Below are 20683 nucleotides of genomic sequence, written 5' to 3' on the forward strand. Positions count from 1 at the left end.
GCTTGCTCGCGAAGGCGCCATCTCATCCAACCTCACCATCAACTGACTCCCCGCTTTCGCAAGCTCAACAGGCATCCCCGCCTATGAACCCATCAACCCCGTCCCCTCAACTCCGCCGGACTCACCCCATAAGCCTGCTGAAAATACTGACAAAACCGCCCGACATTACTGAACCCAAAGCGCAACGCAACCTCCGTCACTGACGCCGAATGCCGTTGCCCCAGCACCTCGAAAGCCCGCTCCAGCCGCACCTGACGCTGATACGCGACAATCGACGTCCCGACAAACCGCCGAAACCCCTCCTGCAACGCCCGCTGACTGACATTGCTCAACCGCGCCAACTCAACGCCACTCACCAATTGCTCCGGATGCGCCTGAATAAACTCCACCGCCAACTTCACATGCCGCGGCGCGACCCTCGGGGCCGGCTGGCGCAACGCCTCGGTAAAATTGTGCGGCCACGCCTCCAGCACCGCATCAATCAACATCTCGCGTAACCGCGACGGCATCAGCGTGCCGCTGTTGAGCAACAGATCAAACTCCGTCCCCGTCGCCAGATCGATCAACGCCTTGATCCCCTGAAACGCCGCCGTGTGCAGATCCACCACCGGCTCAAACACAAGCTTCTGCACAATCGGCCGCCCCAACAACGCCGACAACCGCTCAGTCAACTGCCCCCGATTCACCGAAATCCCGTGCTGCGCATGATTGTCGAGAAACCGCATTGAGCGGATATCCGCCTTATCGATCGCTAATCCCACCTGGGCCACACCGACGGATTCCGTGCTGTGGTTGAACACAATCTTGCCCGCCGTGGGAATCACGAAAGTGATCTCATCCTGCGGGTCGGGAAAGGTGACGGTGAAATCGCCGTGGTAATGCATGCGACGGAAACTCACGCCGTCGTGTCTGCCGTAGACGCCGCCGATGATGATGTTGGAGGGAATCGGCGGGGTGTCGGCGTGGCGGTTGCCAAAGAGACGGGAGAAGAGGGCGCCGAAGTCTTCGGAATGGAGGTTTTCGGAGCGCAGGATGATTTTCTGGCGGGGTGGGGTTGGGGACACCTTGGGGGGTACCTTGGGTCAGGGGCTCTTGGGTAAGGGGGCGGTGGGGGGAGGTTAGCAGTTTGGGGATGACAGATTTGTGACGGGGAATCGAGTCGCGGGTGTTGGGTCCGCTTCGACCAGAAAAAGAGCGCAGTCGATGGCGGTTTTCGACCAGGAGGGGATGCGCAAGATAGATCTTTCCCCTTTCTGCGTTCCCGAAACTTGTTTGCAGAGCGTTGGAGCTCGCCGTAGTCATTGAAAAGTTCAGGCTAGGCGAAACTCCAGGCTTTCCAGCTCGACTTCGGCACAGGCCCCGACTTCGCCCCTATAGAGAAATACTGTGGGCACTCTCGCAAGGTGGAATGGATTTTGGCGGATTCGATTGCTGCAGTTAGGCTCGCCATTGCTCGATCAGCAGCGCCAGGGCGATCAGAATCATGATCAGCCCCGAAGCACGGCTGACCCTGCGCGCCGCTGCAGGCCTGGCGCGCAGTACCGCTTGTGAGCCAAACCCGACCATCAGGTAGATCACCGCGCAACTGGCGGTATGCACCAGGCCGAGCGCGACCATTTGCATCGGCACGGGCCACGGCGCGGCGGCGTCGGTGAACTGCGGCAGCAGGGCGAGAAACAACAGGAACACTTTCGGATTCAGCCCGCTGACGCATAGGCCCTTTAAGGCCCAACGCGTCCATGAGTCGCTGGTCTGGCTGGCGCCGGCATGCGGAGTGGAAGGGCAGGCGAACAGGTTGGCGCCCAGCCACAGCAGGTAAATCGCGCCAGCCATGGTCAGCACCGTCAGGGCCAGCGGATGCCCGGCGAGCAGCGTGCCGACCCCGGCCGCGACGATCAGCGTGGCGAGCAAGTGCCCGGAGAGCAGACCGCCCACGGCGGGGAGCACGACGCGGTGCTTCAGGCCTGCGGAAATCGCGTAGGCCCAATCGGCGCCGGGAGTGATCACAAACAGAATCGATACCGCCCAGAAGGCAGCGAATACGCTGAAGGTCATGGCGTCACCCATGGCCGTTGATGTGGCGTTGCTTTGCTCATATTGGTTTCCCATCAATCAGGTGTCGCGCCGGTTGCAGCGGCGCGGTTACTTTTGGTTGAGGGAAGAATATGCAAACCAGGCTAGAATATTTTTTCAAAGATACTCGCCTTGGCGCTACAGATTGGAAGGTTCTACTGCATGGACAGAATTGATCGGAAGATTCTTGCTGAGCTGCAAAAGGATGGTCGGCTGTCGGTCACTGAGCTGGCTGATCGCGTGGGCCTGAGCCTTTCGCCATGCCACCGCCGTGTGCGGGCGCTGGAAGAGTCCGGAGTTTTGCTCGGCTACCGCGCAAAACTCGACCCCGTCGCGCTGGGGCTGAACTTCTCGGCGATGGTCTTCGCCACGTTGCGTGAGGGTGACCGGCAAGCGGTGGACGCGTTCGAGGCGGCGCTGGTGGAGATACCTCAGGTGGTGGATGCACAACGGTTGTTCGGCGAACCGGACTATTTGCTGCACGTCATCACCCAGGATCTGCCGGCGTTTCAGCGCCTGTATGACGAGTACCTCTCGACATTGCCGAATGTGCAGCGGCTGACCTCGACGCTGGTGATGAAGCGCGTAGTGCAGGATCGGCCGTTACCGTTGTGAGAGAGGCTGTATCAGCAAGTTGAATAGGCAACTGCGGGGTCGGTTCTGCAGCCTGCGGCAGCTTCGGGTTATTCGGTGACTGGGCTGACGCTTTCGCGAGCAGGCTCGCTCCCACATGGGTTTTGCAGTGTTCGCGAACGCTACGGCAGACGCAAAACCTGTGGGAGCGAGCCTGCTCGCGAATGGGGCATCCACGATACTCAGGTTTTATTCATCACCATTCTGGACACAGTGTTTGTCCAGCCGACCGATTTTTGCCGCCCGCTTCAACCCCTAACATCGTCTCCACTCCGTGAACAAACACGGTTCCCCACGAGACGGTGAACATCATGAAGCTTTCAAAAATCGTTCTTCTGCTAGTCCTCGGCGGTATCGGCGCGCAAGCCTTTGCGGCGGACGAAACCGCGCAAGTCGAGGCCTACAACGCTGCCGCTCAACCGGACATCGCGCACGTGGTGTCGATCTCCGATGCGGCTAACCAGTGCGGTGCGGTGCCGGTGCAGATGACTTATGACGACTCGACCGGTGCGCGGCATGTCGTGCAATACCAGGTGATGGGCAGCGGTTGTTCTAACGGTTGATGTCGGTGCAGGCGTTGGAGGGTCGACACTCCAGGTCTGCGGCACTAAGCATCAGCGAGTTCTTTGGCCCCGGCCATGTCTTCATCGGACGCCAGCAGTTGCGGGATGGCCGTTTTCAGGAACTCCACCCAGGTCTTGATTTTGGCGTCGACGAATTTGCGCGACGGGTAGATCGCGAACAGGTTGTATTCCTCCAGGCGGTACTCCGGCAGCACCCGCACCAACGTGCCTCCCACCAATCCTTCGACGGCCGATGCCAGCGGTTGAATGCCAATGCCCATGCCATTTCTGATCGCGGTGGCCATGCCGTCGGCGGTGTTGATGTGGAAGGGCGAGTCGGGGATATTCTGCGTTTCCATGCCTTGTGGCCCTTCGAATACCCAGTTTTCTGCGGGCATCACCGTGTTGACGATGCGCAGGCAGTCATGCGCGGCGAGGTCGGCGGGCGTTGCGGGGTGGCCGCGTTTGGTGAGGTACGACGGCGAGGCGCAGAGGATGCTGTAGGTGGTGCCCAGGCGTTGCGCGACGAAGCCGGAATCCGGCAGGTCGCGGGCGAGGACGATCGACATGTCGTAGCTTTCTTCGAGCAGGTCGGGCAGGCGATTGCTCAGGGTCAGGTCGAACATCACCGAGGGGTGAATCTCGCGGTAGCGGGCGATGGCGTTGATCACGTAGTGGTTGCCGATGGCGGCCATGGCGTGGATCTTCAGACGCCCGACCGGCAGGGTCTGGGCGGTTGCGGCTTCTTCATCAGCTTCGCGCAGGTCATCGAGGATTTTTTCGGCGCGCTGCAAGTAGCGCACGCCGGCTTCGGTCAGGGCGAGGCGGCGGGTGGTGCGGTTGATCAGGCGCGTGTGCAGCCGGGCTTCGAGGCTGGAGACGGCTTTGGACACGTTGGTCGTGGTGGTGTCGAGCACGTCGGCTGCAGCGGTGAAGCTGCCGCTCTGGGCGACGGCGACGAAACAGCGCAGAGTCTGAATAACGTCCATCGTGTTGTTGTCTCTGTGGATGGGGCAGCCATTCTAGGGTTTGCCGTGGGTGGTGTTGCAAATGTTTGCGAACGAGGGGCAGGCGTATGGCGGGTGAAGGGCTTGAGGACATTCTGGCGCCGGGGCTTTCGGTGGTGTTTTGCGGGATCAATCCGGGGTTGCTCGCGGCGGCGCAGGGGCATCATTTTGCCGGGCGCAGTAATCGCTTCTGGCGCACCTTGCACCTGGCCGGGTTCACCCCGCATGAACTGCAGGCGGAGGATGATCGCAGGCTTGTGCAATTCGGTTGCGGATTGACAGCGGTGGTCGAGCGGCCGACGGCGCGGGCGGATCAGGTGGCAGTGGAAGAGTTTGCCGCAGCGGCCATGGGCTTTGAGCAGAAGATCACCCGCTATGCGCCGCGCTATGTGGCGTTTCTCGGCAAGCCTGCGTATGCCGCGTTGTCGGAGCAGAAAGTCGTGGCGTGGGGGGCGCAGGCAAAGACCTTTGGCGGCGCACGGGTGTGGGTGTTGCCCAATCCCAGCGGCAGGAACCTCGCGTTCAATCTTCAGCAACTGGTGGACGCTTATCGTCTACTGCAAGTGGCGTCGTCTACGCCGAAAACATAAGCATCGCAACTGCGCAAAAAGTTGCGCACCTGCTTCGCCGATTTCACCCGCTAACGCCCTTCAAACCCTTATAAACCGTGCCTTTCAGTCAAGTGCGCAAGAAGTTGCACAGTACTGCGCAACTTCTTGCGCACTTTTTTCTGTTTATCGAAGTTTAAAACACCAAAACGTGAAGGCATCGTCGCCAAACCCTTGATCCGTAATGGCTAGATGATGGCTGGCACGGAACTTGATAACTGAACAGGCACCCGGACAGGCAATGGTGCCTGTCGGTTTGTGTTTTCAAGCAAGGAGAGCATCCCCATGGCAACACCAGCGTACATGTCCGTCACTGGCGAAAAACAAGGTCTGATCACTGCCGGCGCTTTCACTGCCGACTCCGTGGGCAACACCTTCCAGGAAGGTCACGAAGACCAGGTCATGGTTCAGGCATTCACCCACGACGTGATCATCCCGCGTGACCCGCAATCCGGTCAGCCAACCGGTCAGCGCGTTCACAAGCCAGTTGTGATCACCAAGGTCTACGACAAGGCTTCGCCTCTGCTGCAAGCGGCTCTGACCTCCGGCGAGCGCATGAGCGAAATCGTTATCCAGTGGTACCGCACTTCGGCTCAAGGTACCCAAGAGCACTACTACACCACCAAACTGGAAGACGCGATCATCGTCGCCATCAACAACAAAATGCACAACTGCCAGGACCCAGGCAACGCGCACTTCACCCACCTGGAAGAAGTGCAGTTCACCTACCGCAAAATCACCTGGACCCACGAAGTATCCGGTACTTCGGGTTCCGATGACTGGCGTGCTCCAGTCGTTTAATTACGGCTGATTGTTGTACTGCCCCGGCCAGTGCGGCTGGCCGGGGCGGCTTTGACCTACAGATTTTTTTGCGTGCGCCACGCTTCACGGACGGGCGCCCGTCGCAGCATTGCGCGAGGAACAAGGGATGTTCTCACCGGCCAACCAGCCTCATTTCAATCTGACCATCGATGGCGCGGACAGCGATTTCCAGGTGCTATCGTTCACCGGGAAAGAGGCGCTCAACACCCCCTTCGAGTTCGAGCTGGAACTGGTCAGTGAGAAAGCCTCGATCAACCTCGAAAGCCTGCTGCACAAACTCGCGTTCCTGCAGTTGTCACCCAGCGGCACGGGGATTCACGGGCTGATCTACAGCATCGCCCAGGGTGAGGCCGGCAAGCGCCTGACCCGCTACAAAATCTCCCTGCGCCCGCAGCTGTCGTACCTCGCGCATCGAGTCAACCAGCGCATCTTCCAGCAGATGACCGTGCAGCAGATCATCAGCAAGGTGCTGGAAGAACACGGCATCCTCGCCAGCGACTATCACTTCCAGCTGAGCGCGATTTACCCGGAGCGCATCTACTGCGTGCAGTACGACGAAAGCGACCTGCATTTCGTCCAGCGTCTGTGCGAGGAGGAGGGGATTCACTACCACTTCCAGCACACGTCCAGCGGCCACAAACTGATGTTCGGCGATGACCAGACGGTGTTCCCGAAACTCGCGCCGGTGGCCTATCAGCAGGACTCCGGACTGGTCGCCGACAAACCGGTGGTCAAGCGTTTCGGCCTGCGTCTGGCCACCCGCACCAGCCGCACCACGCGGCGCGATTACGACTTCGTCAAACCGAAAATCGAGCTGGAAAGCGATGCCAAGAGCAGCGCCCAGCCGGATCTGGAAGACTACGATTACCCGGGCCGTTTCGTCGATCGCGAGCGTGGCAAGCACCTCGCCAATCGCGCACTGGAACGCCATCGCAGCGACTATCGACTGGCTGAAGGCAACAGCGATCAGCCGATTCTGGTCAGCGGGCATTTCCTCGCCCTGACCGAACACGCCAACCCGACGTGGAACGATCTGTGGCTGCTGACCGAGATCTTCCACGAAGGCAAACAGCCGCAAGTGCTGGAAGAGTCGGTGACCAGCGACACCACCGACAACAAGGACGATTTCCACCAAGGGTATCGCAACCGCTTCAACGCGATCCCGTGGGACGTGCCGTACCGTCCGCCGCTCGATCACCCGAAACCGAAGGTGCTCGGCACCCAGAGCGCGGTGGTCTGTGGCCCCGAGGGCGAAGAGATCTACTGCGACCAGTACGGCCGGGTGAAGGTGCAGTTCTTCTGGGACCGCGAAGGCGAGCACGACGACATGACCAGTTGCTGGATGCGTGTCGCGTCGAGCTGGGCCGCCGAAACCTTTGGTGCGATCAACATTCCGCGAGTCGGCATGGAGGTGTTGATCACCTTCCTCGAAGGTGATCCCGATCAGCCGCTGATCACCGGTTGCCTGTACCACGGCGCCAACCTGCCGCCGTACAAACTGCCGGACTTCAAGACCCTGGCCACGGTCAAGAGCAAGGAATACAAGGGCAGCCGCGCCAACGAACTGCGCATTGACGACACCACCAGCGAAATCAGCATCGCGCTGCGCAGTGACCACGGCGCGAGCGCGATCAATCTCGGTTATCTGACCCATCCGCGCCCGAGCGGCGGACAGCCGCGTGGCGAAGGTTTCGAGTTACGCACCGACCGCCATGGCGCCGTGCGTGCCGGGGCCGGTCTGCTGATCACCACTGAACCACGTCCGAACGAATCCAAGCATCACAAGGATTTGCCGGAAACAGCCGAACGCCTCGCCACCGCCAGCGATCAGCAGGACGGCTTCGCCACCCAGGCCAAAGAGCTTCAGGCCCAAGAGGCTGGCGATCAGGACGACGTCGCCAAAGCCCTGCACGCGCAGCATCAAGGTGTGCTTGGCAGTGGCCCGGCGAACATGACCGCCAACGAATTTCCGGAATTCACCGAGCCGCATCTGGTGCTCGCGAGCCCGGCCGGCATCGCCCTGACCACACCGCGCTCCAGCCACATCGCCACCGGCGAACACCTGGCGCTGAGCAGCACCGGCCACACCAGTTTTTCCATCGGCAAACGCCTGCTGGCCAGTGCCAGCCGTGGCATGCGCCTATTTGTGCAGAGCATGGGCTGGCGCCTGGTCGCGGCCTCCGGCGACATCGACGTCAAGGCACTCAAGGACAGCATCAACCTGCTGGCCAAACTCAACATCACTGCCAACGCTGACCGCATCACCATCACCGCCAAGACCGAACTGGTGATTCAGGGCGGCGGCAGCGCCACCACCTACAACGCCGGCGGCATCACCCACGCCACCAGCGGCCCGTACACCGCACACGCGGCAAACTTCGCCTACACCGGGGCGAAAAGTCTGGCGGGGGTGTTCCCGGAACCGCCGAAACCGGGCAAGGGCAATCTGGAATTGTTCAACCAGTACGCCGGGCGTCAGGGCATCAAGGACGGCGATTACGAAGTCATCGACGCCTTGGGCAAAAGCATCAAGGGCAAACTCGACGGCAAGGGTTTTGCCAGCGTCGCGGGTGCAGCGCCGGGGCCGGCGCGGGTGCTGTTCGGCAAGGACCCGGCGGACACCTGGAGCGACGGCAGCTACATCGGCAAACCGGAATGGCCGTTGAATCCACCAGGAGCCGAAGACATTCCGAGCCAGGTGCAGGCGATGGTTGCGCAGGCGCTGCCGAGCAAGAACTGGAACATGTTGGAGAAGGGCAAGGAACTGGCGCAGACAGGGATGGGCGCCATGCAGACTGCCCAAGGCGCAATGCAAACGGCGCAGCAAGTGAAAGGGGTGGTGCAGGGCGGAGCGGCCGGGTTGCCGAAACTGGCGAGTGCGGCGCTGCCGAGTGCTTCGGGGATTTTGGGGGCGGCGAGCAAGAGCGGCAAGTTACCGGGGCTGCCGGCGCCGTCGCTACCGAAGCCTTCCTTGAAAACCCCGGATTTGAGTTTCGCTTCCACTCTGCTGCCCGATGAGAAGTTGTCATGACTGCACCAACACCTGTTGTGAAAAAACGCGAGCCGCAAGTCGCGGTCGTGCCGCTCAACACTATCGATATCAAGGACGTCGGGCGTGGGGCTGCCAGGTTCGATGCGTGGCTGCAGTCGATCAGCGGTGGCGTGGTCACGCTTGAACGAGTCAAGAACGTTGCCGGCGCGCTGCCGGTAGTGGGCAATATCATGGCTCTGGTTGACGCCCTCGGAGACATAGTCACCCTGGCGAAGAGCAAGCAGCGTCAATTGCTGGATTGGGTCAGCCTGGGTATCAACCTGATCGGCGTACTGCCGGCACCGCCGACCATGGCGTCGGCGCGGATGACCTTGCGTCCGACGTTATCACTGGTTCGTCAGGAACTGCGCAACAGCGCGAAGATGTTGTTGGGCGACTCTTTGATCGAGGTGTTGATCGGGCATTTGAATGCCACCATCGTTGGTACGATCGATGACTTTGTGGAGCAAGCCAAGCCCAAGCTGGCAAGCATCCTCGATGATGCGGGAGAGCTAGGTCAGAAGGCGGTGAACGAGATCGCCAAGGGTCTGGAAACCGTGGTTAACGGCAAACTCGACGCCAAGGGTGACCTCAAGGCGGCGGGTGCCAAAATGAGTGCCGCGGGCAACCAGTTCTGGCATGACCCCAAAGCATCAATCGGTAACTTTCTTGAGGCTACATACAGTGCCTACAAGGCGGCGGGGAAAGGTGTCGCCAACAGTGCTGCGAAGCATTTGCTGCCGGAAGACGCCAAGGCACTTGTGCTCAGCAACACCGGGATGCTGCGTACCTTGGGTGTGGAACTTAAAACGCAGATGAAAAAGCTCGGTGATCCGGGCGTGCAGCACTCCATCGGTTGGTTGCTGCAGATGTTGGCGGGCGCTGTCGTGACCTGGCGCAAGCGCCGATCACATGGGCAAGGCGCAAGCGTCAAACCGGGAACTACCTCGAAGTCTCAACATCGTGCGGGAGAGGGTCGCCTGGAGTCCACCAGTCAACAGGCTCCGGCAACTCACGCACCGGACCCGCAGAAAAACGGCACCTGCAGCAGCACCTGTAACAGCATTAATTTTGCATTGGGTTCGGAAACCCTCAGTCATACCGATTTCAGTTTGCCTGGGCCGTTTCCGGTCGAGTGGACGCGAACCTACCACTCACGCCTCGGGGCTTATGATCAGGGCGAAATTGGCGCTCGCTGGATCAGTGAGTTCACCACGCGCTTTGATTGCGTTGACGATGGCCTGTCGTTCCACGATGCCGACGGTCGCAGCCATTCGTACCCTCTGCCCAAGGCAGGCTTGTCCCATTACGACGCCATCGAAAACACCACCCTGATTCGGGCCAGCGACGATCAGTTGTTGCTGTGCCGTGGCTTCGAACGCAAGGAAACCTACGTCCGGCGTGGCCAAACCTATGTGTTGACCGGCATCGTGTTGCGCAATGGCGCCGGGATCATGCTGCATTACGAGCATCGTCACGGCGAGCGAGCGGTGCTCTCAGACCTGATTACCTATCAGGAAAACGACATCAGCAAAGTCCACTTGCACCTCGGCACCCTGATCGATCATCACGGGCGCCTCACAGGCCTTTGGGAAATTTGCAATGGCGCACCGCTGCGCCAACTCTGCGCTTACCGCTACGACGATTTTGGCGATCTGATTCAGGCGCAAGACGAGAATGGTGCGGCATGGACGTATGAGTTCCAGCATCACTTGATTACCCGTTACACCGACCGTACCCACCGCGCAATGAATCTGCAGTGGCAGGGTACAGGTGCCGATGCCAGAGCCATTCGTGAATGGGCAGACGATGGCAGCTTCGATACACGCCTTGAGTGGGACGAAAACATTCGCCTGACTTATGTCACCGACGCGCATGGCGGCGAGACTTGGCATTACTACGACATTCTTGGTTACACGTACCGCATTCGATACCCGGATGAGCGTTCGGAATGGTTGTTCCGAGATGAAGCCAAGAACGTGATTCGTCATGTACATGCCGATGGCAGCACGGATCAGTATCGCTACGATGAGCGCGGCAACCGTCTCGAACACATCCAGGCTGATCACACGGTAGTGCATTTCGCTTACAACGATCAGGACTTGCTGATCAAGATAAGTGACGCGGAGGGCGGTCAATGGCTTCGTGCCTACGATAATCAGGGGAATCTCGTCGAAACTGTCGATCCGTTGGGCAACAAGACGGAATACGCCTACGACAAGACTGGCCGGCCGACCGCGATCAAGGACGCCAACGGCAACGAGAAAACGCTGGCCTACAACAATGCCGGACAATTGGTGGAGTATGTCGATTGCTCGGGCAAGACCAGCGCCTGGGAATACAACGAACCGGGCCAGATGGTTTGCTTCACCGATGCGCTCGGGAACAGCACTGAATATCAATACAAGGCTGGGCACCTGGTATTGATCAAACACCCGGACAAGACCGAGGAGCGCTTTCAGCGCGATGCCGAGGGGCGGTTGCTGGCTTACACCGATGGACTGGATCGTTGCACCACCTGGAGCTACACCGCCGCCGGATTGATTTCCGAACGAGTCGATGCAGCCGAACAGACCTTGCGTTATCGCTGGGATCGGCTCGGAAGATTGACGAATCTGGAAAACGAAAACGAGAGCAGTGCGCAGTTCCACTACGACCCGGTGGGACGTCTCCTGATGGAGACCGGCTTCGACGGTCGAACGACACGCTATCAGTACGACTCCGTCTCAGGTCGGCTGGTGGGCACCCGTACCGCAGAGCGCAGCATTGCTCTGAGCTACGATCCGATGGGCCGCATAACGGAGCGTCGCGCCAGTCTGGGCAATCAACAGCAAAGCGAGACCTTCGCCTATGACGGCAATGGAAACCTGGTCATGGCGAGCAATGCTGACAGCCGACTGCAATGGTTCCATGACCCTGCCGGGAACCTGCTGCGTGAGCACCAACACTATCTTGGCCTGGAAAAGCCACTGGTTGCGGTCTGGCAGCACGAGTACGACGTACTCAATCAGCGTGTCGCAACGACGCGTCCTGATGGTCATCGGGTCAGTTGGCTCACGTATGGCAGCGGCCATTTGTTGGGGCTACGGCTGGACGAGCACGAACTGGTCGGCTATGAGCGCGACGATTTGCATCGAGAGGTGGTTCGTCATCAGGGTAATCGCCTGCTGCAAACCCAAAAATGGGATCCGGCCGGGAAGTTGCAACAGCAACTGCTCATACACGGCGACAGCAAAACAGCCGTATTGAAGCGTGAGTACAAATACGATGCCGTGGGTGAACTGACGGATCTGGACGACAGTTTTCATGGTTTGTCGTCCTACCGTTATGACCCGGTGGGACGCTTGCTTGCAGCCACCACTCGACAGGGAGTGGAAACCTTCGACTTCGATCCGGCCGGTAATCTTCTGGACAACCAGACCACGCAGATCCGCCGACCGCTGGAACAGACGCCGCTACGCAGCAAACTGATCGATAACTTGCTGCGCCACTATGCAGGTACCCATTACGAATACGACGAGCGCGGCAATGAGACGGTGCGTTGGCATAACGGTAGCCGCCGCGAGATGCGCTGGGATCTTTTCGATCGACTGGTGCATTTTGACGACGCTCGCCTGGCCGTGGATTTTGCTTACGATGCTCTGGGCCGACGTCTGTATAAAAACTCCAACGTGCATTTCAAACAGCGCCCGGAAGCGGGTTCGCTGTGGAATCAAAGTGAATATGCTCGAAAACAGCGGGAGTCTGGCTGCGGTTTCACATTGTATGGATGGGACGGTGACAATCTTGCCTGGGAAAGCAGTCCGTCCCAACAGGACGTCGGCACGGGGCGCACCGTGCATTACATCTTTGAACCCGGCACTTTTGTTCCGGTTGCCCAGGCGCTGATCCATAGAGCCATCGACCTGACGGGATTGCCTGATTCCAGTGGTGATTACAGTCTGGAAGATGATCCGTTATGGAACCATAAAGTTGCCATTCAACCTGTTGACGTATTGAACTGGTATCAATGCGACCATCTGGGAACGCCGCGAGAGTTGACCGATGCGCAGGGTGAGATCGCCTGGAGTGCCGAATACAAGGCTTGGGGCTCGGTTCAGGAACAGCGCTCTTCGGGTGCACGGCGAGAGGGTGTAACCAATCCGCTACGGTTCCAGGGGCAGTACCATGACCACGAAACCGGACTTCATTACAATCGACACCGCTATTACGATCCCGATACCGGCCGATTTATCGGGCAGGACCCGATCAGCTACGTCGGTGGATTGAATCTTTACAGTTATGCACCCAATCCTACCGGCTGGATCGATCCGCTCGGGCTGGCAAAAACCTGTTGCTGTGGTGAGCCTTACGTCAACCAGGACGCGCGCTGGCGCCAGGTCATGGAAGATCCGAATACGCCGTCTTCAATGCGCGGCTGGATCAAAAATCAGGCAAGCCGAGTAGATGCCGGCAAGCAAGCCAATATCAAGGCACCGCCAGGCTATGAGTTGGCACACCGTCCACGGTTCGAGAATGACTCAGGGTATGACTATTCTCACGCCGACCCGATGCTGGCAGCCGATCACCGTGGCATTCAACACCGTTACTGGCGAAAACGCGGCGGATGCTGGACTGCGAGAATGCCTAAATCGGGTTTTCCGGGAACGGGTAAGTTAAGTCTGCCTAAACGAGGGGCGCTTCCATAAGCGAGGATTTATGTCTAAGACACGTGTGATTGGTACAACGACAGACGCTATTCAGGAAGAAGAAAAGAAACTGGGCCGAACACTGCCCAAGTCCTTTTCCGATTGGCTTCTTTCAAATAACGGGAAGTCACTGGGGGCGTTAACGATTTTCCCCGTTCTGGACGCTCGTGACCCAAGGAAGACCTGGGAATCGATCGATCATCACTTTAAGAAGGACTGGCAGGACTGGTTGGAGAATTTTTCCGATACCTCTACCGACTTTTCAGGACTTCTGCCGTTCGCCGAGTTTGGCACGGGGGATTATTACTGCTTCAACTATGCGGTAACGGGGCAGACAGGAGAGCCGGTCGTGGTCTTGTGGTCTCACGAAACCGGTGAAATTGACCAGGTAGCGGAAAGTTTTGCCGCATTTCTTGTCATGCCGGGGCGGCCAGGCTGATGTTTTGATGCTGGCGCTAGTCATGAGTAGTCGCAGCCTGCTCACAGGTGCGAAATTGATGCTCGACCCCGAAGGGTTTGAAGGCAGCTGGATGACGGAGTAACGCCATCCAGCTCAGAGTCAAAGGAGTGACAACATGAAAGACGCCATTCGCTTGGGCGACTCCACCACCCACGGTGGCAAGGTCCTCGAAGCCTTTTCTCGGACCGACCTCAACGGCAAGCCGATTGCCGGGCTCGGTCACAAGGTCAGTTGCCCGTTGTGCAAAGGGATTTTCCCGATTGCCGAGGGCAGCAGCACCTACACCGTCGATGGCGTACCCATCGCACTCGACGGCATGAAGACCGCCTGCGGTGCGGCGTTGATTGCCAGTGGGCCGAAAGGGGCTGTGATCAGCTGAATCCATATTTTGTGCATCGATTGCCTTTTGCAGGGCGGTGGGTTCCTGCCGCCTGTTTGAAGGGTACTTGAAGCATGAATGAAGTCGTTCTACTGCATCGCCTGAATATTGATGCCAACCAACAAGCCGAGGGTTTTACAGGCTGGATCAACGTCAGGCTGTTCGAGTAAGCCGGTAATTGAAGTAACGATGGAACTCAAAACTCTCTGGATGTTAAAGGAATAAATATGAAAGCCACTTCTTTGTTTCTCGCTATCGCCGCCACTGTCGGCCTCTCTGGTCTGGCCCACGCAGAAGCGCCAGATCCCGCTACCCTGAAAGGCATGTACGACAGCGGCCGTAACATGTCGGGCCTGATCAAGCATTGCGTCGACAAGGGCTACCTGAAAGCGGACAGCACTGAAAACGCCAATAAAATGGTGGCGTTCGTTGCGAATATGCCGGGCGAGTTCGACAAGGCCGATGGCGACAAGAGCGAAGGTTTCGGTCGCAAAGGCGAAGTGTTGGCCGACGGTCAATACAAGAGCCTGGAAGGCAACCTGCCGCCGGATCTGAACCTCAAGCAATGGTGCGAGCAAGCGGATCAAGGGATGCGTGAGGGGCTCAAGCAAATCGGCTTGTAATCGAAACGATTCAAACGACACCGAGGAGAACCTCGCCATGAAACCCGAAAAACCGCTCACCGACGCCTCGGCACTCATCGACGCTCGAATCGCTGAACTGGTCGATTGGCGTGGTGCCATCCTCGGCGAGATTCGCAAGGTCATTCACCAGGCTGACCCCGAGGTGGTGGAGGAGTGGAAGTGGCGGGGTGTTCCGGTGTGGTCGCGGGGCGGCATCATTTGCACCGGGGAGACCTACAAGGCGGCGGTGAAGATGACCTTCGCCAAGGGCGCGGCGCTGGCCGATCCTGCGGGGTTGTTCAACGCCAGCCTTGAGGGCAACACCCGGCGGGCGATTGATTTTCACGAGGGCGACCAGGTCGATGCGCAGGCCTTGAAAGCGCTGATTCGCGAGGCGATTGCGTTGAATTTGTCGAAGTGAATCGCGGCGTTTGTCTTGGTTCAGGAATAACTGGCTGTTTTAAAACAAATTTTTTTGCACGCAGGGCTTCCCAGATCAGAAAAAGGTTGGTAAATTGCGGCCCATTCTCGCAGAGCTTGTTACAGAGCTTGAGATACAGGGGCGTCGCCAAGCGGTAAGGCAGCAGGTTTTGATCCTGCCATGCGTTGGTTCGAATCCAGCCGCCCCTGCCATATTCAGAAAAACGCCAGTCCGAAAGGGCTGGCGTTTTTTTATGCGCGCGATTTGTGTCTGGCCTAGACAGTTGCCTGAGCCGGAGCGATTGACTGTTGTAAACTCCCCCGCGAAAAGTCCCGGCAGGTTGTTTGTCGGCGACCCTCACTCTCTCCAGACAAGAGACTTACATGGCTAATCATGACCTCAGCTTCACCCCTGATCCGGATGCGGATTCGATTTCCTCCGACGTTGTCGGCTTCAACGGCATCCTGGTTTCGACCCAGATCCCGACCCGCGCCGACGGCAGCCTGGAGCTGGGCGACATCACCCTGCAAAGCGAATGCACCTTGCAGGCGCTGAAGGTGGCGCTGGAGCGGGCGGGCAGTTCGATGGATCGGGTCATGCACCTGACCATCTACCTCACCGATATGGCTGATCGCGCGGCATTCAACGAAGTCTACAAGCGCTTCTTCGCCAAGCCATGGCCGGTGCGCGCTGCTGTTGGCGTGGCGTCGCTGGCGGTTGAGGGTATGCGCGTGGAAGTCACAGCAATGGCCGCCAAGGCCTGATTGCCTTGTGGGAGCGAGCCTGCTCGCGAAAACGCCTGTCAGACAAAACATCTCTGACTGACAAATTGCTTTCGCGAGCAGGTTCGCTCCCACATTGATTTGTGCGAACCCGCCTATAGCGGGCCACCGCAGTTCCCTGTGGGCGTCAGCCAGCCTATCTGCCAAAAATACCTTCAACCTGCCGCAGATTCCCTGGCACAAGGCCTGCCACTTGGCAGCACAGGCGTGCCGGCCAGGCGTTTCGCAGCTACAATGCGCGCCTTAACCGTGACAGCCTGACTAAAAAAACTATGTCCTTGCCCAAGCATCACCTGGAACTGCTCAGCCCCGCCCGTGACGTGGCCATTGCCCGTGAAGCCATCCTGCACGGCGCCGACGCCGTGTACATCGGTGGCCCGAGCTTCGGCGCACGCCATAACGCCTGCAACGAGGTGAGCGAAATCGCCGAGCTGGTGGAGTTTGCCCGCCGTTATCACGCGCGCATCTTTACCACCATCAACACCATCCTGCACGACAACGAACTGGAGCCAGCACGCAAGCTGATCCACCAGTTGTACGACGCCGGTGTCGACGCGCTGATCGTCCAGGACCTGGGCGTGATGGAACTGGACATTCCGCCGATCGAACTGCATGCCAGTACCCAGACCGACATCCGTACACTTGAGCGGGCAAAGTTCCTCGATCAGGCCGGTTTCTCGCAACTGGTGCTGGCCCGTGAGCTGAACCTGAAAGAAATCCGCGCCATCGCCGATGAAACCGATGCCGCCATCGAGTTCTTCATCCACGGCGCCCTGTGCGTGGCGTTCTCCGGGCAGTGCAACATCTCCCATGCGCAAACCGGCCGCAGCGCCAACCGTGGCGACTGCTCCCAGGCGTGCCGCTTGCCGTACACCCTGAAAGACGAAAAGGGTGGGGTGATCGCCTACGAAAAACACCTGCTGTCGATGAAGGACAACAACCAGAGCGCCAACATCCGCGCGCTGGTGGAGGCCGGTGTGCGCTCGTTCAAGATCGAAGGTCGCTACAAGGACATGGGCTATGTGAAGAACATCACCGCCTATTACCGCCAACGCCTCGACGACGTGCTCGAAGACCGCCCGGACCTGGCCCGCGCCTCCAGCGGCCGTACAGCGCATTTCTTCCTGCCGGACCCGGAAAAAACTTTCCACCGTGGCAGCACCGACTACTTCGTCACCGATCGCAAGATCGACATCGGCGCGTTCGATTCGCCGACCTTCACCGGCCTGCCAGTGGGCACGGTCGAGAAAGTCGGCAAGCGTGACATGCAGGTGGTGACCCAGGAGCCGCTGTCCAACGGCGATGGCCTCAACGTACTGGTCAAGCGTGAAGTCGTGGGTTTCCGCGCCAACATCGCCGAGCCCAAGGGCGAGTTCGAAGAAGACGGCGAGAAGCGCTATCGCTACCGCGTCGAGCCGAACGAGATGCCGGACGGCCTGTACAAGCTGCGCCCGAACCATCCGCTGAACCGCAACCTCGACCACAACTGGCAACAGGCACTGCAGAAGACGTCCGCCGAGCGCCGCGTGGCCCTGAGCTGGGTTGCGCGTCTGCGTGAAGAACAGCTGGAAGTGACCGCCACCAGTGAAGAGGGCATCAGTGCCAGCGTGACCCTGAACGGTCCGTTCGGTGTGGCCAACAAGCCGGAGCAGGCGATGGAGCAACTGCAAGACCTGCTCGGCCAGCTCGGCACCACCCAGTACCACGCGATCGACGTGAAGCTGGATGCACCGCAGGCGTTCTTCATTCCTAACTCGCAGCTCAAGGCCTTGCGCCGCGAAGTGATCGAAGCGCTGACCGCCGCCCGCGTCGCGGCGCACCCGCGGGGTGGCCGCAAGGCCGAAACCACGCCGCCGCCGGTGTACCCGGAGTCGCACCTGTCGTTCCTCGCCAACGTCTACAACCAGAAGGCGCGGGACTTCTATCACCGCCACGGTGTGAAGCTGATCGATGCGGCGTACGAGGCCCACGAAGAGGCCGGCGAAGTGCCGGTGATGATCACCAAGCACTGCCTGCGTTTCTCGTTCAACCTGTGCCCGAAACAGGCCAAGGGTGTGACTGGTGTGCGCACCAAGGTTGCGCCGATGCAGTTGATTCACGGCGACGAAGTGCTGACCCTGAAATTCGACTGCAAGCCGTGCGAGATGCACATCATCGGCAAGATGAAAGGCCACATCCTCAACATGCCTCAACCGGGCAGCGTGGTGGGTCACATCAGCCCCGAAGACCTGCTGAAAACCATCCCGCGCGCGCCACACTGAGTGACGGGCGGGCGTGGCGCTACGGTGTCACGCCTGCGCGGGCTCTCGATCCGCCAGTTCTTCGAGCAAGTCGGCTGAAGGCACGAAAAACAGGCCCCCGGTGACCGCCGTGCTGAAGTCCAGCAAACGGTCATAGTTGCCGACGGGTTTGCCGACAAACATGTTCTCCAGCATCTGCTCGATCGGTTCGGGCGAGCGCGCGTAGCCGATGAAGAAGGTGCCGAACTCGCCAGCCCCCGGGCGGCCGAACGGCATGTTGTCACGCAGAATCTTCTGCTCCTGGCCGTCCTTGGTGATGGTGGTCAGGGCGCTGTGGGAATTGCTCGGTTTCACTTCTTCACCGAGTTCGATGTCGGCCAGCTTGGTGCGGCCGATCACCTTTTCCTGAGCTTCGACGCTCAGCGCATTCCACGCCTCCATCTTGTGCAGGTACTTCTGCACCAGCACGTAGCTGCCGGATTCGAACGCCGGGTCTTCATTGCCGATCAGGGTGAAGTGGTCAGCCTTGCGCCCCACCGGGTTCTCGGTGCCGTCGACGAAACCGATGATGCTGCGCATGTCGAAGTAGCGAAAACCCTGCACCTCATCCACCACCGTGATCGCGCCATTGAGTGCGCTGCACAACTGCGTCGCCAGTTCGAAACACAGGTCCATCTGGTCGGCACGGATGTGCAGCAGGATGTCCCCCGGCGTCGCCACCGCGCGGCGGCCTTCCACGCCGAACTCACGGAACGGATGCAGCGATGCCGGGCGCGGGCTGCCGAACAGGGCATCCCAGGCGCTGGCGCTGAAACCGCAGACACACGACAGGTTGCCGTTGGGCACGCGTTTGCCGACCGAACGGGTGAGGGCGGCGATGTCGCCGCACCAGCCGCGCACCTGGCTGGCGGCGCCGCTGCCGGGCATCAGCGTGGCGACGATGAAAATCGCGCTGCTGGTGATCGGGTTGCAGATGGCTTGCGGCTCGGGTGTCTGGTTATCCATTGATGAGGTCATAGTCGGTTCCATGTGCGCGGGGCTAAGGTCGGCGCTCATTATGAAACCAAAAACGTTTCATCGATATCTCAGAAGCGATCCAGCCGATAGGCATCCAGTGCCGGCAAGTCGGAATGTGTTCCCGAGGAGACCAGTTGCGCGACCAGCTCCGCCGTTACCGCCGCTTGCGTCAGCCCCAGGTGCTGATGACCGAACGCGAGCAGCACCTTGCCGTCGCAGACCTTGTCGATGATCGGCAGCGAGTCCGGCAGCGACGGGCGAAAGCCCATCCACGGTGTCGCGTCTTCAGCGTTCAAGTCGCCGCGGAACAAACCCTTGCTCAAACGGTGCAACTGCCAGGCGCGCTCCATGAACGGCGGGCGCTCAAGGCCGGCGAACTCCACCGTACCGGCCAGCCGCAGGCCGCCCGCCATCGGGGTCATGATGAACTTGCGCTCCAGCGAGGTGACGGCGAACGGCAGGCGCCCGTGCTCATGCGGCAGCATCAGGTGATAGCCGCGCTCGGTGTCCAGCGGCACCTGTTTGCCGGTCAACTCAGCAGTGAGTCTGGCCGAGTGCGCGCCACAGGCGATCAGCACCTGGCGCGCGGTGAAGCGGCCTTGAGTGGTGTTCAACGCCACGCAATGTTCCTGCAACTGGCCGCCCAGCACCTCTTGTTCGAGAAACTGCACGCCGGCCGTTTTCGCGGCGTTCACCAGTTCACACACCACTCGATACGGGTCGAGAAAGTGCCCGGTGCGCGGAAAGAACAAGCCGCCCTGAATCTGCGCGCTGAGTTGCGGCGCGCTGTTCTGCACAGTATTGGCCGACCAGAAATCCACCGGTACCTGTTGCTGACGCATGCGCGCCTGCAAGGCTTCGATGGCTTGTCGCGATTCGGCGCGTTCGAACACCAGCAGCGAGCCGTCCTCCTTGAGCAGATCGGTTTGGCCGATGCTCTGCAGCAAGCGATTCCACGCCGCGAAGCTGCTCTCGTTGAGCGCACGCAGGCCAGCGATCGTGCGCTGGAACGGCGCCGGGCGCAGGTTCAGCAACAAACGGGTGAACCACGGCACGGCGCGCGGCATGTACTTCCAGTCGAGGCGCAGCGGTCCCATGGGGTCCATGAGCATCGCCGGTAAACGCTTGAGGATCGACGCGTCGGCAATCGGAAACACCTGCTCGGTGGCCAGATGTCCCGCATTGCCGAACGAGGCGCCGTGGCCTGGCGGCTGACGGTCGATGACCACCACCCGCCGGCCCTGACGCGCCAGTTGCAGGGCGCAGGCGACGCCGATGATGCCGGCGCCGATCACCGCGATGTCGGCGTTGTCCGCTGTGAAGTTATCGGACATGT

The 20683-nt window shown here is 59.8% G+C and carries 17 protein-coding genes and 1 tRNA gene; 13 read left to right on the plus strand and 5 right to left on the minus strand.

All coding sequences use genetic code 11. From position 1 onward, the window contains the following. Window positions 1-92 precede the first annotated feature (92 nt). Window positions 93-1064 carry an AraC family transcriptional regulator gene (locus tag AC0J41_RS10635; protein WP_473015492.1) on the minus strand — a complete coding sequence of 324 codons (972 nt, stop codon included), beginning with the start codon at window positions 1062-1064 and terminating at the stop codon, window positions 93-95. Window positions 1065-1437: 373 nt separating this feature from the next. Further along, window positions 1438-2055, minus strand: a complete 618-nt coding sequence (locus AC0J41_RS10640) for a LysE family translocator (protein WP_473015493.1) — start codon at window positions 2053-2055, stop codon at window positions 1438-1440. 180 nt (window positions 2056-2235) lie between these two features. Between AC0J41_RS10640 and AC0J41_RS10645 the strand changes: the two genes are divergently transcribed. Both AC0J41_RS10645 and AC0J41_RS10650 read left to right on the plus strand, forming a co-directional pair. Further along, window positions 2236-2688, plus strand: a complete 453-nt coding sequence (locus tag AC0J41_RS10645; RefSeq protein ID WP_025113309.1) for an Lrp/AsnC family transcriptional regulator — start codon at window positions 2236-2238, stop codon at window positions 2686-2688. Window positions 2689-3017: 329 nt separating this feature from the next. Then, window positions 3018-3269, plus strand: coding sequence for a DUF2790 domain-containing protein (locus tag AC0J41_RS10650; protein WP_025113308.1), 252 nt, complete (start codon window positions 3018-3020; stop codon window positions 3267-3269). 44 nt (window positions 3270-3313) lie between these two features. Here the strand turns inward: AC0J41_RS10650 and AC0J41_RS10655 are convergent, their stop codons facing one another. Continuing rightward, complete coding sequence (locus AC0J41_RS10655; RefSeq protein WP_025113307.1) at window positions 3314-4258, minus strand: LysR family transcriptional regulator; 945 nt, start codon at window positions 4256-4258, stop codon at window positions 3314-3316. An 86-nt stretch (window positions 4259-4344) separates the two neighbouring features. Here AC0J41_RS10655 and mug point away from each other — a divergent pair, with 86 nt between their 5' ends. From mug to AC0J41_RS10710, 11 genes are all read left to right on the plus strand, one after another. Beyond that, window positions 4345-4866, plus strand: coding sequence for a G/U mismatch-specific DNA glycosylase (gene mug, locus AC0J41_RS10660; RefSeq protein ID WP_473015494.1), 522 nt, complete (start codon window positions 4345-4347; stop codon window positions 4864-4866). A 303-nt stretch (window positions 4867-5169) separates the two neighbouring features. Further along, window positions 5170-5685: an Hcp family type VI secretion system effector gene (locus AC0J41_RS10665; RefSeq protein ID WP_008084998.1), complete on the plus strand. Its 516-nt coding sequence runs from the start codon at window positions 5170-5172 to the stop codon at window positions 5683-5685. A gap of 127 nt (window positions 5686-5812) precedes the next feature. After that, window positions 5813-8737, plus strand: a complete 2925-nt coding sequence (locus tag AC0J41_RS10670; RefSeq protein WP_473015495.1) for a type VI secretion system Vgr family protein — start codon at window positions 5813-5815, stop codon at window positions 8735-8737. Next, the gene (locus tag AC0J41_RS10675; RefSeq protein WP_473015496.1) at window positions 8734-13425 is read left to right on the plus strand and encodes an RHS repeat-associated core domain-containing protein; all 4692 of its coding nucleotides are present in this window, start codon (window positions 8734-8736) and stop codon (window positions 13423-13425) included. Before AC0J41_RS10670 ends, AC0J41_RS10675 begins: the two co-directional genes overlap by 4 nt. Window positions 13426-13435: 10 nt before the next feature. Beyond that, on the plus strand, window positions 13436-13864 hold the full coding sequence (locus AC0J41_RS10680) for an SMI1/KNR4 family protein (protein ID WP_025113302.1): 429 nt from the start codon (window positions 13436-13438) through the stop codon (window positions 13862-13864). A gap of 136 nt (window positions 13865-14000) precedes the next feature. Then, on the plus strand, window positions 14001-14264 hold the full coding sequence (locus tag AC0J41_RS10685) for a PAAR domain-containing protein (RefSeq protein ID WP_473015497.1): 264 nt from the start codon (window positions 14001-14003) through the stop codon (window positions 14262-14264). A gap of 227 nt (window positions 14265-14491) precedes the next feature. Continuing rightward, complete coding sequence (locus tag AC0J41_RS10690) at window positions 14492-14887, plus strand: hypothetical protein (RefSeq protein ID WP_025113300.1); 396 nt, start codon at window positions 14492-14494, stop codon at window positions 14885-14887. A 37-nt stretch (window positions 14888-14924) separates the two neighbouring features. Then, complete coding sequence (locus tag AC0J41_RS10695; RefSeq protein ID WP_473015499.1) at window positions 14925-15308, plus strand: DUF1801 domain-containing protein; 384 nt, start codon at window positions 14925-14927, stop codon at window positions 15306-15308. Window positions 15309-15445: 137 nt separating this feature from the next. Next, window positions 15446-15520: transfer RNA gene (locus AC0J41_RS10700), tRNA-Gln, on the plus strand. Window positions 15521-15691: 171 nt separating this feature from the next. Beyond that, on the plus strand, window positions 15692-16072 hold the full coding sequence (locus AC0J41_RS10705; RefSeq protein WP_025113298.1) for a RidA family protein: 381 nt from the start codon (window positions 15692-15694) through the stop codon (window positions 16070-16072). 290 nt (window positions 16073-16362) lie between these two features. Continuing rightward, a complete protein-coding gene (locus tag AC0J41_RS10710; RefSeq protein ID WP_473015500.1) occupies window positions 16363-18351 on the plus strand; it encodes a peptidase U32 family protein in 1989 nt (662 codons plus the stop codon). A gap of 27 nt (window positions 18352-18378) precedes the next feature. On the opposite strand, the gene AC0J41_RS10715 is transcribed toward AC0J41_RS10710, so the two are convergent. Next, on the minus strand, window positions 18379-19347 hold the full coding sequence (locus AC0J41_RS10715; RefSeq protein WP_473015501.1) for a Dyp-type peroxidase: 969 nt from the start codon (window positions 19345-19347) through the stop codon (window positions 18379-18381). Between the two features lie 68 nt (window positions 19348-19415). Beyond that, window positions 19416-20681, minus strand: coding sequence for an NAD(P)/FAD-dependent oxidoreductase (locus AC0J41_RS10720; RefSeq protein WP_473015502.1), 1266 nt, complete (start codon window positions 20679-20681; stop codon window positions 19416-19418). Between the last annotated feature and the right edge of the window lie 2 nt (window positions 20682-20683).

The organism is Pseudomonas sp. Arb-4-2C (genome assembly GCF_055755015.1).

Coding starts and splice junctions, on each gene's coding strand:
- AC0J41_RS10640 (WP_473015493.1), bottom strand. CDS start 2,055: ATGACCTTCAGCGTATTCGCTGCCTTCTGGGCGGTATCGATTCTGTTT.
- AC0J41_RS10645 (WP_025113309.1), top strand. CDS start 2,236: ATGGACAGAATTGATCGGAAGATTCTTGCTGAGCTGCAAAAGGATGGT.
- AC0J41_RS10650 (WP_025113308.1), top strand. CDS start 3,018: ATGAAGCTTTCAAAAATCGTTCTTCTGCTAGTCCTCGGCGGTATCGGC.
- AC0J41_RS10655 (WP_025113307.1), bottom strand. CDS start 4,258: ATGGACGTTATTCAGACTCTGCGCTGTTTCGTCGCCGTCGCCCAGAGC.
- mug (WP_473015494.1), top strand. CDS start 4,345: ATGGCGGGTGAAGGGCTTGAGGACATTCTGGCGCCGGGGCTTTCGGTG.
- AC0J41_RS10665 (WP_008084998.1), top strand. CDS start 5,170: ATGGCAACACCAGCGTACATGTCCGTCACTGGCGAAAAACAAGGTCTG.
- AC0J41_RS10670 (WP_473015495.1), top strand. CDS start 5,813: ATGTTCTCACCGGCCAACCAGCCTCATTTCAATCTGACCATCGATGGC.
- AC0J41_RS10675 (WP_473015496.1), top strand. CDS start 8,734: ATGACTGCACCAACACCTGTTGTGAAAAAACGCGAGCCGCAAGTCGCG.
- AC0J41_RS10680 (WP_025113302.1), top strand. CDS start 13,436: ATGTCTAAGACACGTGTGATTGGTACAACGACAGACGCTATTCAGGAA.
- AC0J41_RS10685 (WP_473015497.1), top strand. CDS start 14,001: ATGAAAGACGCCATTCGCTTGGGCGACTCCACCACCCACGGTGGCAAG.
- AC0J41_RS10690 (WP_025113300.1), top strand. CDS start 14,492: ATGAAAGCCACTTCTTTGTTTCTCGCTATCGCCGCCACTGTCGGCCTC.
- AC0J41_RS10695 (WP_473015499.1), top strand. CDS start 14,925: ATGAAACCCGAAAAACCGCTCACCGACGCCTCGGCACTCATCGACGCT.
- AC0J41_RS10705 (WP_025113298.1), top strand. CDS start 15,692: ATGGCTAATCATGACCTCAGCTTCACCCCTGATCCGGATGCGGATTCG.
- AC0J41_RS10710 (WP_473015500.1), top strand. CDS start 16,363: ATGTCCTTGCCCAAGCATCACCTGGAACTGCTCAGCCCCGCCCGTGAC.
- AC0J41_RS10715 (WP_473015501.1), bottom strand. CDS start 19,347: ATGACCTCATCAATGGATAACCAGACACCCGAGCCGCAAGCCATCTGC.
- AC0J41_RS10720 (WP_473015502.1), bottom strand. CDS start 20,681: ATGTCCGATAACTTCACAGCGGACAACGCCGACATCGCGGTGATCGGC.